General features: G+C 66.4%; 13 protein-coding genes. 6 read left to right on the forward strand and 7 right to left on the reverse strand.

Annotated elements, in window-relative coordinates; genetic code table 11:
• Positions 1–19: 19 nt before the first annotated feature.
• Both MTY59_RS15155 and MTY59_RS15160 read left to right on the forward strand, forming a co-directional pair.
• Positions 20–817, forward strand: coding sequence for a dienelactone hydrolase family protein (locus MTY59_RS15155; protein ID WP_221041873.1), 798 nt, complete (start codon positions 20–22; stop codon positions 815–817).
• 25 nt (positions 818–842) lie between these two features.
• Positions 843–2,387 (forward strand): carboxylesterase/lipase family protein, encoded by a 1,545-nt coding sequence (locus MTY59_RS15160; protein WP_221041874.1) that lies wholly within the window; start codon positions 843–845, stop codon positions 2,385–2,387.
• Here MTY59_RS15160 and MTY59_RS15165 read toward each other — a convergent pair.
• From MTY59_RS15165 to MTY59_RS15180, 4 genes are all read right to left on the reverse strand, one after another.
• Positions 2,384–3,484: a 3-beta-hydroxysteroid dehydrogenase gene (locus MTY59_RS15165; RefSeq protein ID WP_221041875.1), complete on the reverse strand. Its 1,101-nt coding sequence runs from the start codon at positions 3,482–3,484 to the stop codon at positions 2,384–2,386. The genes MTY59_RS15160 and MTY59_RS15165 overlap by 4 nt on opposite strands.
• Before the next feature lie 61 nt (positions 3,485–3,545).
• Positions 3,546–3,815 carry an exodeoxyribonuclease VII small subunit gene (locus MTY59_RS15170; RefSeq protein ID WP_250160572.1) on the reverse strand — a complete coding sequence of 90 codons (270 nt, stop codon included), beginning with the start codon at positions 3,813–3,815 and terminating at the stop codon, positions 3,546–3,548.
• A complete protein-coding gene (gene xseA, locus MTY59_RS15175; protein WP_221041876.1) occupies positions 3,805–5,049 on the reverse strand; it encodes an exodeoxyribonuclease VII large subunit in 1,245 nt (414 codons plus the stop codon). The genes MTY59_RS15170 and xseA overlap by 11 nt, the downstream gene beginning before the upstream one ends.
• A complete protein-coding gene (locus tag MTY59_RS15180; RefSeq protein ID WP_221041877.1) occupies positions 5,046–5,645 on the reverse strand; it encodes a lipid droplet-associated protein in 600 nt (199 codons plus the stop codon). Before MTY59_RS15180 ends, xseA begins: the two co-directional genes overlap by 4 nt.
• Positions 5,646–5,734: 89 nt before the next feature.
• On the opposite strand from MTY59_RS15180, the gene MTY59_RS15185 reads away from it, so the two are divergent.
• Positions 5,735–6,733, forward strand: coding sequence for a 4-hydroxy-3-methylbut-2-enyl diphosphate reductase (locus MTY59_RS15185; protein ID WP_221041878.1), 999 nt, complete (start codon positions 5,735–5,737; stop codon positions 6,731–6,733).
• A gap of 111 nt (positions 6,734–6,844) precedes the next feature.
• On the opposite strand, the gene MTY59_RS15190 is transcribed toward MTY59_RS15185, so the two are convergent.
• Positions 6,845–8,068: a DUF6542 domain-containing protein gene (locus MTY59_RS15190; RefSeq protein WP_221041879.1), complete on the reverse strand. Its 1,224-nt coding sequence runs from the start codon at positions 8,066–8,068 to the stop codon at positions 6,845–6,847.
• Positions 8,069–8,210: 142 nt separating this feature from the next.
• On the opposite strand from MTY59_RS15190, the gene ychF reads away from it, so the two are divergent.
• The 3 genes from ychF to aqpZ all read left to right on the forward strand — a co-directional run bounded on the left by ychF (position 8,211) and on the right by aqpZ (position 10,752).
• Positions 8,211–9,284 (forward strand): redox-regulated ATPase YchF, encoded by a 1,074-nt coding sequence (gene ychF / locus MTY59_RS15195; protein ID WP_221041880.1) that lies wholly within the window; start codon positions 8,211–8,213, stop codon positions 9,282–9,284.
• Between the two features lie 65 nt (positions 9,285–9,349).
• Entirely contained in the window at positions 9,350–9,832 is a 483-nt protein-coding gene (locus tag MTY59_RS15200) for an SRPBCC family protein (RefSeq protein WP_221041881.1), read from the forward strand.
• 149 nt (positions 9,833–9,981) lie between these two features.
• Positions 9,982–10,752: an aquaporin Z gene (gene aqpZ / locus MTY59_RS15205; RefSeq protein WP_221041882.1), complete on the forward strand. Its 771-nt coding sequence runs from the start codon at positions 9,982–9,984 to the stop codon at positions 10,750–10,752.
• Positions 10,753–10,818: 66 nt separating this feature from the next.
• On the opposite strand, the gene MTY59_RS15210 is transcribed toward aqpZ, so the two are convergent.
• Together MTY59_RS15210 and MTY59_RS15215 are read right to left on the reverse strand one after the other, a co-directional pair.
• Positions 10,819–11,457, reverse strand: a complete 639-nt coding sequence (locus tag MTY59_RS15210) for a methyltransferase domain-containing protein (RefSeq protein WP_221041883.1) — start codon at positions 11,455–11,457, stop codon at positions 10,819–10,821.
• 185 nt (positions 11,458–11,642) lie between these two features.
• Entirely contained in the window at positions 11,643–12,074 is a 432-nt protein-coding gene (locus tag MTY59_RS15215) for a hypothetical protein (protein WP_221041884.1), read from the reverse strand.
• Between the last annotated feature and the right edge of the window lie 56 nt (positions 12,075–12,130).

Below are 12,130 nucleotides of genomic sequence, written 5' to 3' on the forward strand. Positions count from 1 at the left end.
GCAAGGGGACCCTGTCGACGTGACTGCACCACAGGCTGATCTGTCCGGCTGGTCGGCGGCACCGTTCAGCGGTGGCGGATACACCCACGACGTCTACCGCAAGGGCAGCGGCCCCGGGGTGGTGCTGATTCCCGAGCTGCCCGGAATCCATCCCGGCGTGCTCGCCCTGGGTAATCACCTGGTGGGCAACGGCTTCACCGTCGCCATGCCGTCACTGTTCGGTGAGCCAGGCAAGGCCAAGACGGCCGGTTACATCATCGGTTCCATCGGGCGAGCTTGCGTGGCAAGAGAATTCGCGGCACTCGCGCTGAACAAGCAGCGGCCGGTGTCGTCGTTCCTGCGCGCCCTGGCCCGTGATCTCAACGCATCGACGCCCGGCAAGGGTGTCGGGGTGATCGGCCAGTGCTTCACCGGCGGGTTCGCGCTGGCTGCTGCGGTCGACGACAGCGTGCTGGCGCCGGTGCTTTCGCAGCCGTCGGTCCCGTTCCCGCTGGGCGCCGCGCGGCGCCGCGACCCCGGCCTGAGCGAATCCGAGCTGGCCACCGTGGCGGACCGGTGCGCCAACGACGGCCTGTGTGCGATGGGCCTGCGGTTCAGCGAGGACAAGACGGCGCCCGCCGAGCGGTTCGCGACGCTTAAGCAGCGCCTCGGCGACGCCTTCGAGGTGATCGACATCGACTCGGGCCCGAACAATGAGCACGGCTTCGGCAAAATGGCGCACTCGGTGCTCACCGACGAGGTCCGCGAGGTCGACGGCCACCCCGCCTACGAGGCCCGTAAACGCGTGGTCGAGTTCCTCACGCAACGCCTTTTCTAGGTTCTTCAGGAGATTTCGCACGCGCATGGCAATCGACGACCTGGTGGTCGAAACCAACTACGGCCCGGTCCGGGGCATCGCAGAGGACAACATCAAGGCGTGGAAGGGCATTCGGTACGCGGCGGCCCCCACCGGGGAGTTGCGTTTCCGGGCGCCCCAACCGCCCCCGCGCAGTACCGCGGTCGCCGACGCCACCGCATTCGGGCCGGCCTGCCCGCAGCCCGTATTTCCCAACATGCCACTGGATCTGGGCGCACCACAGGGTGAGGACTGCTTGCGGCTCAACGTCTGGGCGTCTTCTGCCACCCGGCCCGGCGACGCCAAGCCGGTGATGGTCTGGCTACACGGCGGCGCGTATGTCCTGGGGTCGAGCAGCCAGACGCTGTATGACGGTCGCAGGCTGGTCAGCCACGGCGACGACATCGTGGTGACCGTCAACTATCGGCTCGGTGTGCTCGGCTTTCTCGACCTGTCATCGTTCGACAGCGCCGGGCGGAATTTCGACTCGAACGTCGGCTTGCGCGACGTGCTGGCGGCGCTGGAGTGGGTGCGCGACAACATCGCCGCCTTCGGCGGCGATCCGCGCCGGGTCACGCTGTTCGGTGAGTCCGCCGGGGCCGGTATTGTCACCACGCTGCTGGCCAGCCCGGCGGCCGAGGGTCTGTTCGGGGCGGCGATCGCGCAAAGTTCGCCGGCCACTTCGGTTTACGACCGCGAGCGGGCCACCCTGGTGGCCCAGGCCTTCCTCGACCGGCTGGGTGTCGGCCCATCGGAATCGCAACAGCTGGTCGACCTGCCCATGGCGGCGATCCTGGCCGCGTCGCAACAGGTGTTCGACGAAGTGCCGGTGCGTAACCCGGGAAGGCTGGCGTTCGTCCCGATCGTCGACGGCGACGTGCTGACCGACTACCCGGTCAAGCTGGCACAGGAGGGCCGCTCACTTCCGGTCCCGCTGATCATCGGCACCAACAAGCATGAGGCCGCGCTGTTTCGGTTGATGCGCTCGCCGCTGATGCCGATCACTCCGAGCGCGATAACGTCGATGTTCAACCAGATCGCCGCCGAACAACCCGACCTGCAGTTGCCCACCGAAGAGGTGATCGGCTCGGCGTATTCGCGAATGCGGCGCAAGACAAGGAGTTTGAGCATTGCGACCGACGTCGGCTTCCGGATGCCGTCGGTGTGGCTCGCCGAGGGCCACAGCCGGGTCGCGCCGGTCTATCTGTACCGGTTCGATTACGCCACCCCGTTGTTGAAGCTGCTGATGGTCAACGCCGCGCATGCCACCGAATTACCTTATGTCTGGGGCACTCTCGGTGCGCCCAAGGATCCCACCCTGAAACTCGGCGGTGCCAAAACCGCCAAGGCGGTATCCAAGAGGGTGCGCGCCCGGTGGATCAACTTCGCCGCGCAGGGCACGCCCGCGGGTCCCGCCGGCGAGCCGGAATGGACGCCGTACGCAGAAGACCACCGTTCCTGCCTGATCATCGGCCGCAGCGACACGGTCGCGCACGACGTCGATGCCGGCATCCGCGCGGCCTGGGGCAGCGAAATGGTGAGCTTCCGCTAGGCGGATGCCTTGCCCGCCAAGTCTTGTCGCTTCATCTGGTCGAACATCTCGACGTAGTACGACAGGCATTCCGACAACGCCTGCTCGGTGGTGAACAGGGGCTGATACCCGAGATCGCGCGATGCTTTGGCGATGGAGAAGAAGTTGTCCAGATACAGCCGCTCGACGGCGAGCGGCTCGAGCAGGGGCGCCGGTATCCCGAACCGGAAATGCAGCCGCTGCCAACCCGTCATCGCCGCCCGCACGATGGGGCCGTTCACCCGGACCCGCGGCCACTTCTCCCCGCAGGCCTCGACGACGGGCCTGGCGAACTCGAACATGTTGATCGGCTCGGCATCGTTGATGAAGTACGCCTGGCCGGGCGCGGTTCCGCCGGGCGTCAGGTGCTCGGCCGCCAAGATGAAACCGTGAATCAGGTTGTGCACGTAGGAGTTATCCAACCGGGCCGATTTGCGCCCGATCAACACCTTGACGTGGCCGGCGATCACGCTTTCGAACAGCTTGCGGAACATCGTCTGATCGCCGCGGCCCCAGATGCCGCTCGGCCGGATCGCACACGTCAACAGGCCGTCAACCCCGTTCTGGCCCAAGACGAATCGCTCGGCGATCACCTTTGTCTCGGTATACAGGTCGTTGAACCGATTGGTGTAGGGCAGCGTCTCGTCGCCGCCGGCGATGTTCTGGCCGCCCATGACGACACTGTTGGACGAGGTGTAGACGAAGCGCTGCACCCCGGCGGCCTGCCCGGCGCGGACCAGGTTCTCGGTGCCCCCGACGTTGACCCCGAAGCTGCGCTGCCGGTACGCGTCGGTCACCGACGCGCCACCCATCAGGTCGATGATCGCGGCGGTATGGAAGACGGTGTCGATGCCGTCGACCGCCTGGGCGCACACGGCCGTGTCGGTGATGTCGCCCTGCAGCACCTCCAGCTGCGGGTGGGGCTGCAGCGGTGAGGGCGCACGGTCGAAGGAACGGACCTGATGCCCGCGGCCGAGCAAGGTGGTCACCAGGTTGGCGCCGACGAATCCGGACCCCCCGGTGACCAGGACACGGCCGAGGTCGGCCGTCAGTGATGCATCACCCATGCCTGAGAGCATAACTGAAACGTGTTCCAGTTTGGAAAAAAGTCTCCAACAAAGCCCTCCGATATCCCCGCATTCAGGCGTCCTCGGCCTCGCCCGCCGCCAGCGCATCTTCGATCCTCTTCCGAGCGCCAGCTAAGTGCTCTTCGCAGCGTTTAGCCAGCTGCTCGCCTCTTTCCCACAGCTTTAGCGACTCGTCCAGATCCAACCCGCCCTGCTCGAGCACTCGGACGACTTCGATCAATTCGTCCCGGCACGCTTCATAGGCCAGGTGACTAATAGGTGTAATGGACTCGCCCTCTTCCGGGGTGCTGGCGTCGTCTCCGCCGTCGTTTTTACGCGCCATCGGTCCGCCCCTCGCTGACCGCTGCCACGGCGCCGTCGGCCACCCGCACCCGCAGCCGCGTGCCCGCCGGCGCGTCGTCGACCGAGCGGAGCACCCGGTTCGTCGGCCCGATGGCTTGCACGACGGCGTAACCGCGGGCCAGCGTCGCCGCCGGCCCCAGCGTCGCCAGCCGTGCGCTCAGGTGGCCGACACGCTCGCTCTCGGTGGCGGCCAGCCGGGTGATGTCGCGGCGAATCGCCGACCGGGCGCGATGCACCTCCTCGGCGCGCGCGGTCAGCGCCGCCAGCGGCTCGGCCAGCACCGGGCGGCTGCGTATCTGGGCCAGCGCCCGTTGCTCGCGAGACACCCAGTTGCGCAGCGCCTGCGCGCTGCGCCGGCGCAGGTCGCCGATCAGCCGCTGCTCGGCGACGGTATCGGGCACCACCTTCTTCGCCGCGTCGGTGGGAGTGGCCGCACGTAGGTCGGCGACCAGGTCGCACAGCGGATTGTCGGGCTCATGGCCGACCGCACTGATCACCGGGGTACGGCAGGCCGCGATGGCGCGGCACAGCGTCTCGTCGGAGAACGGCAGCAGGTCTTCCACACTGCCGCCGCCGCGGGCCAGCACGATGACGTCCACCTCGGCGTCGCGATCGAGTTCGCCCAGCGCCTCGACGATTTGGGCGACCGCGTTGGGTCCCTGCACCGCGGTGTTGCGCACCGCGAAGCGCACCCCTGGCCACCGTGCGGCAGCCACGGTCGTCACGTCGCGTTCGGCCGCGCTGGCTCGGCCGGTGATCAAGCCGATCATGTTGGGCAAGAAGGGGATTGGTCGTTTGAGTCGAGGATCAAATAGCCCCTCGGCGTCCAGCAGCCTGCGCAGCCGCTCGATGCGGGCCAGCAGCTCACCCACCCCGACCGCGCGAATCTCGGTGAGCCGCAACGAGAATGTGCCCCGACCCGTGTAGAAAGACGGCTTGCCGCGCACCACCACCTGCGTGCCTTCGGCCAGCTTCACCGGCGCGTTCAGCACCAGATCGCGCGGGCACGTCACACTCAGGGACATATCGGCGGCCGGGTCACGCAGCACCATGAACACGGTTTTGGAGTCCTGCCGCATCGAGATCTGGGCGAGTTGGCCCTCGACCCAGACGGTGCCCAGCTTGTCGATCCAGCCGGCGACCCGGATGGCCACCGCGCGCACCGGAAACGGGTTCTCGGCGGAATTCGGTTCGGAGGTAACGGCCGGGGTCACTTCGCGTTCGCGCGGGTGATCCTGTTGGCGAGCAGCGTCTGGAACGGTGCGCGGCCCTTGGTGGCCTGCTCGTAGGCCAGCAGGGCTTCGAGTTCGTCCACGCTCAGCGATTGCAGGCGGGCCCGCAGCTGCGCCAGCGTCAGCGACGAGTAGTCCAGCTCGGTGACCACCGCCGGTTGCGGAACCGAGGCGTTGGCGGCCGGCTTCTTCGATTGCCGCGCGGGCTTGGTCAGGGCGCTGGCGTCTTCGTGCGCGTCGGCCACCGAGTACAGCGCGAACCGGCCCTCGGCGCGGCGCTCGCCCGCACCGCCGTCCTGCACCGGGCTGAAGCCGCCGTCGATCGCGTCGTTCAGGTCCTCGTCGAAGGTCGCCCACTCCGGCTTCTCATCCCGGGGCGGGAAGATCGATTCGAGGGTGCTGTCGCCCTTGATCGCCAGCTCGGCGAGGTTCTGCTGAAAGCGCATCACGATGTGTGCAGCCTGGCTGGCCAGCGTCATCGGGTACATCAGGATGGTTTTCGGCAGCCTGATGGTCTCTTCGACCGCGACTGTTGCCGCGCCGACCAGCAGCCGAACGCCATACGGTGCAGTGCCCATGGGTCCAAGATTGCCCTAAGCGGCGGCTAACTCCAAGCCCACCGGCGCGAGCTGGCAAGCCCGTGTCGGCAGTAAGTACCCTGGACCACATGCCGCCGACTATCGACATGGGGATTCCCGGCGCGGTGCGCTCGGTAGCCAGCGACGCAGCCCGTAAGCGTGTGCTCCTGGCCGAACCGCGCGGGTATTGCGCGGGCGTGGACAGGGCCGTGGAGACCGTGGAACGCGCACTCGAGAAGCACGGCCCACCGGTCTACGTGCGTCACGAGATCGTGCACAACCGGCACGTCGTTACCACCCTGGAAAAGGCCGGCGCGGTGTTCGTCGAGGAGACCGACGAGGTTCCCGAGGGCGCCATCGTGGTGTTCTCCGCCCACGGCGTCGCACCCACCGTGCATGCCGCGGCCGCCGACCGGAACCTGCACACCATCGACGCCACCTGCCCGCTGGTGACCAAGGTGCACAACGAGGCCAGGCGATTCGCCCGCAACGACTACGACATCCTGCTCATCGGCCACGAGGGCCACGAGGAGGTCGTCGGGACCGCCGGAGAGGCGCCCGACCACGTCCAGTTGGTCGACGGGGTCGCCGCCGTGGACAACGTGACGGTGCGCGACGAGAACAAGGTGGTGTGGCTCTCGCAGACCACGCTGTCGGTCGACGAGACCATGGAAATCGTCGAGCGGCTGCGGCTGCGGTTCCCCAAGCTGCAGGATCCGCCCAGCGACGACATCTGCTACGCGACCCAGAACCGGCAGGTCGCGGTCAAGGCGATGGCCCCGGAGTGCGAGCTGGTGATCGTCGTCGGGTCCCGCAACTCGTCGAATTCGGTGCGGCTGGTCGAGGTGGCGCTGGGCGGCGGGGCCGCCGCCGCGCACCTGGTCGACTGGGCCGACGACATCGACCCGGCGTGGCTAAAAGGCGTCACCACGGTGGGCGTGACGTCGGGGGCGTCGGTTCCCGAGGTCCTGGTGGAAGGCGTGCTGGCGCGGCTGGCCGAGTGCGGCTACGACGTGGTGCAGCCGGTCACGACCGCGCAGGAGACCCTGGTGTTCGCGCTGCCGCGCGAGATCCGATCAAGTCGCTGACCGCGCAACGCCTCAGACGATGGTGATGAGCCCCTGCACCCGGCTACGCCCTGTTGTGGCGACCCGCTGCGCCCGGCTGCGCCGCGCTTGCGATCGCCACGGCCGCGGTCACTAGACGTCGTACTCCCAGGTTTCCGCCGGCGACCGTCCGTGCGAGCGTCCCGGTGTTCGCGAGCGGCTGTGGCGCTCGGTGTGCGGCTCGCGCGGTGGGTCTTGTGAGCCGGCGCCGCGGTAGCGCACCTGCGAGATCGGGTGATGCGTCCCGCTGGAACCGCTCGACGGGGGCCGCCGCCGCCTCGGTTCATAGGAAGGCTCGTAGGGCTCGCGGCTCTCATAGCGGCTCTCGTGCCGGCTCGCTGAAGTGGGGCCGCTCGGCGGGTCATACCGGTCGCCGTAGGACTCGAACCCGTCGAAACGACTGCTCCGCGGGGTGGGCCGCTCGTAGGGATTGCGGCGGGTGCGCGGTTCGCGACGGGCTTCCCGGGGCGATTGGCCACGCGGATCGGCATCGGCGTCCGGCCGCGGCCGACGGCGCGGCCGCCGGGCCGGGTCGGCGGGGTCGTAGTCGCGAGCCGACGCTGCGCTGCGGCGCGTGCTGCTGCGTCTCGGGCGCTCGGGCCGCTCGACCGGCTCGGACCCATCGCCCAGCGGCTCGCGTGAATGCCGGGAGCGGGCGCGCGCCGACCGGGTGGAGGAGCGGGTGGTCCGCGTCGTGCGGCGGGTCCTTGACGCCGGGTCCGACCTGCGCGCGCGGCGGGAATCGGTGGTGTCGTCGGCCTCGTCCGCGTCGGCACCGGACTGCAGCACCGACTGCGCTTTGGCGACGATGGCGTTGAAGAAGGACTTTACGTCGGCGCTCGCGGCCCCGGAATCATCCTCGGAGGCGTTCGCCGAAGCGGTCGTCTTGTAGGCGTTTCCGAAGTACCAGCGGGCCAGCCCGATCGCCAGCACGCCGCCGGCAGTGCCCAGCATCAGCGGAAACCGCTCGATCAGCGGGTAGCCGCAGTTGATCAGCAGGTCCTTGAGGCGGCCGACCTTGGCGTCGTGGAACAGCCAATAGGCGCCGGGGACCGCGCCGAACAGGATCAGGGGCGGCTGGATGATCGTGGTGAAGATGCCGTCCTGGCGCACCGCCAGCACCGCCGCCACGCAGCCGGCTATATAGAAGCCGGCGAAGACGTGGGTCAGTTCCTTGTGACCAGCGTCGATTCCGTAGCCGATGGCGGTCGCTGTGACGGCGACGAGCAGGGCCGCGTACCAGGGGATACCTGGGATATTTGGGTGGATCGAACGGTGAGCACCCGCCACCGTCGAACTTGCCCGCTGTGCTGACACATGTAGACCGTACCGGGAATGGGCCGAAAGGCCCGTAAATACCTCGTAGGGATCCTGGGCGTGCCCTCCCGGCCTGCAGTATCGGCGGTGATCAACGGTCCCCGCCGCCCGTCGCCGCTTGCACCCCTAGACTTGGTTCCCCGTGAGCCTGAGCCTGGGAATAGTGGGTTTGCCCAACGTCGGCAAGTCGACCTTGTTCAACGCGTTGACCCGGAACAACGTGGTGGCGGCCAACTATCCGTTCGCGACGATCGAGCCCAACGAGGGCGTCGTCCCGCTGCCCGATCCGCGGCTGGACAAGCTGGCCGAGATGTTCGATTCCGAGAAGATCGTGCCGGCGCCGGTGACGTTCGTCGACATCGCCGGGATCGTGAAGGGCGCGTCCGAGGGTGCCGGGCTGGGCAACAAGTTCCTGGCCAACATCCGCGAGTGTGACGCGATCTGTCAGGTGGTGCGGGTGTTCGCCGACGACGACGTCGTGCACGTCGACGGGAAGGTCGATCCGGCCTCCGACATCGAGGTGATCGAGACCGAGCTGATCCTCGCCGACATGCAGACACTCGAGAAGGCCGTCCCGCGGCTGGAGAAGGAAGCCCGCAACAACAAGGACCGCAAGCCCGTGCATGAGGCGGCCGTGGCCGCGGAGGCCGTACTGAACTCGGGCAAGACGCTGTTCGCGGCCGGTGTCGACACCTCGCTGCTGCGCGAGCTGAATCTGATGACCACCAAGCCGTTTCTGTACGTGTTCAACGCCGACGAGTCCGTGTTGACCGACGATGCCCGCAAGGCCCAGCTGTGCGCGATGGTCGCACCCGCCGATGCGGTGTTCCTCGACGCGAAGATCGAGGCCGAACTGCAGGAGCTGGACGACGAGTCGGCTGCCGAGCTACTGGAGTCGATCGGGCAGACCGAGCGTGGGCTAGATGCGTTGGCGCGGGCGGGTTTTCACACCCTCAAGCTGCAGACCTATCTGACGGCGGGCCCAAAAGAGGCGCGCGCGTGGGTGATTCACCAGGGCGATACCGCGCCGAAGGCCGCCGGGGTGATTCACACCGACTTCGAGAAGGGCTTCATCAAGGCCGAAATCGTCTCCTACGACGACCTGATCGCCGCGGGGTCGATGGCGGCGGCCAAAGCGGCGGGCAAGGTTCGCATGGAGGGCAAGGACTACGTCATGGCCGACGGCGACGTGGTCGAGTTCCGGTTCAACGTCTAGCGGCAAGGCCGCCGCGCGCTAGAACCCGCTGTTTCGGCCGATGACCCCATCGGGAACATGGAGGTATGGGACGCACGGATTCCGCCTCGTTGGTGATGGATGCTCCGCTGCGTCGGGTGTACACGGCACTGGTAGAACCGCAGGCGCTCCTCAAGTGGCTTCCACCGCACGGGATGTCGGGTCAGTTCGAACACTTCGACATCCGCCCCGGAGGTTCCTACCGCATGAGGCTGACCTACGCCGACGCGCCCGAGTCCGGCGGCAAGTCGAGCGCCAACTCGGATGTGGTGGATGTTCGGTTCGTCGACATCGTGCCCGACGAACGTGTCGTTCAGGCAGTCGATTTCGAATCCGATGACCCGTCGTTTGCGGGAACGATGACCATGACGTGGTCGGTTACCGCGGTGAGCACCGGCAGCACCCGTGTTGATATCCGAGCCGATGACGTCCCCGCCGGCATCTCCCGTGAAGACCACATTGACGGACTTCGATCGTCGTTGACGAATCTTGCGACCTATTTGACTGGCGCGAGGGTCGATCAAGACTGACCGCGATGTGGTCGAATTCCGGGCACGGAGCAACAACAAGCAACGAGGTAACAAAACCCGCGAAGTCGGCAGTCGGCCGGCTGGTTGACGATTGATGGTCTCCCCGGGTGACGATTACGATCGTCGCGGGACTCCAAAGGAGGCGACACATGACACCGCCGTCGCTCGCTTCAAAATTGGGTGCCGAGCTTTTCGGCACGTTCTGGTTGGTGTTCGGTGGGTGTGGCAGCGCGATTTTTGCGGCCAAACAGATCGCCCAAGCCGAGGGTGGCAGCGGCACCTTCCAATTGGGCATCGGCTTCCTCGGTGTGTCATTGGCATTCGGGCTCACTGTCGCCACCATGGCTTACGCCGTCGGTCACATCTCGGGTGGACATTTCAACCCTGCGATCAGTCTGGGAGCTGCGGTGGGCGGCCGGCTGGCGTGGAAGGATCTTCCGGGATATTGGATCTCCCAGGTTGTCGGCGGTCTGCTCGCGGGCTTGGTCCTGCTCGTCATCGCGAGGGGAAAGGCCGGATTTTCGCCGACCGGCCACATGGCCGCGAACGGATTCGGTGAGCATTCACCGGACCACTACTCGCTGGGCGCGGTGATAATCACCGAGGTCTTGCTAACGGCGTTCTTCCTCATCGTGATACTCGGCGCGACCGACGACCGGGCCCCTGATGGATTTGGACCGCTTGCCATCGGTCTGGCGCTGACTCTCATCAATCTCGTGGCCATTCCGATCAGCAACTGCTCGGTCAATCCGGCCCGATCCACTGGCGTCGCCTTCTTCAACGGGCAAGGCGCGCCGGGCCAACTGTGGGTGTTCTGGCTGGCGCCACTGATCGGGGGTCTTATCGGCGGTGTGATCTACCCGCTCCTGTTCGGGAGCCGAAATTCGGCGCCCGCAAAGACGACGCCGCAGGCCAACTGACGGCATCGGGCTTCGAACGAAGCCGAAAGCCGGCGTCGATCGAGTCCCGCACTCGTTCGCGGCGTTTCACGCGACGGCGCGGGCGATCAGCAGGTGCGGCGCCTGGGCGTCTTCACTGATCTGACGGTGTTCGACGGTGAGGCCGGTGCTGCGCAGCGTGTCGATCACGTCCGGCACCGCACGGAGGTGAAAGCCGTGCCCCGTGAATGGCAGTTTTGCCATCACATCGGGGTCGGCCAGTCCGATGACGAGTCGACCCCGGCTGTTTATCACCCTGGCAAGCTCTCTGAACGCTCTGTCGAGCTCCGCGACGAAGTAGATGGTGTTGACGGTAATGGCGCCGTCCAATGCCCCATCGGGAAAGGGCAGCTGCGTCATCGACCCGGAATGCAAAGACAGCCGCCCGGTTGCGATGTCGCGGCGGTATCGCCCCGCGGCTTGGCTTAGCATCGTCTCCGACACCTCGACACCATGAACTCTGCCCGAGGGACCGACACGGTCAAGCAGGACCTTCAGCCCCACCGCGCCACCGAATCCGACATCGGCCACCACCGCTGCTTCATCGGGTTGCAGCGCCCGCGCGGCGGCGGTCACGAAGCGCCGGTTGCCCCGATTGAGCGCCGCACTAACCAGCCGCCCGCGCAGACCACTTGGATGACCGAGCTGCTTCGCAATACCCGCCATGACGGCGTCCCGAACACCCATCTCTCGACCGTAGGGTACGGATACTGCTGCGGCACGGTTATCAGATGAAGTGACGGCAGCGCTGGCCACGAGGGACGACCGGTACGGAAGAAATATCGTCTGGCGCGTCGTGACCTGGCGCGGACGCCGATGTGGTCGAATTCCGGCACGGATCAACGTCAACGTGAAGAAGTAGGCACGGCTGTCTATCGATTGAGGTTCATCACGTAGACGTCGAGCGTCTTGACGCGTCCCTCGTCGTTGAACGCGTATGCCGTCACCGTATTGGCGACGTGCGTGAAACCGTCGAACGTGTTTCGTTCCTGGAGTTCCAGTATCACCCGATTGCCCTGCTCCGTAACGTGTCTCAGCGTTGCCTCCCAGTGCGTGGCCCCGCCGTACTGTGTGATGTAGCCCTTGTACGTCTTCCAATCGATCGTTTCCGGCGTCTCGTTAAGGAAGACGCCCTGGCGGACGAAGTTGTCTACGTCCACCAGTTCTTCGAGCTTCTCCCACAGTTCATTGGAGAAGTCGGGCTCTTTGATCGATGCCACAATCGCGTTGAAGCGCTCGCTGTATTCCATGACCTTGCGGGACAGACCGGTGAAGTTGTCGGAGCTGGGTATTTCGTGGGCCATATCGGCTCCTCCTGTTGAGATGTGAAACAGAAAGCTGACCGGAAATGTATCTCCTG

This window comes from Mycobacterium senriense (assembly GCF_019668465.1).
Lineage (GTDB): Bacteria > Actinomycetota > Actinomycetes > Mycobacteriales > Mycobacteriaceae > Mycobacterium > Mycobacterium senriense.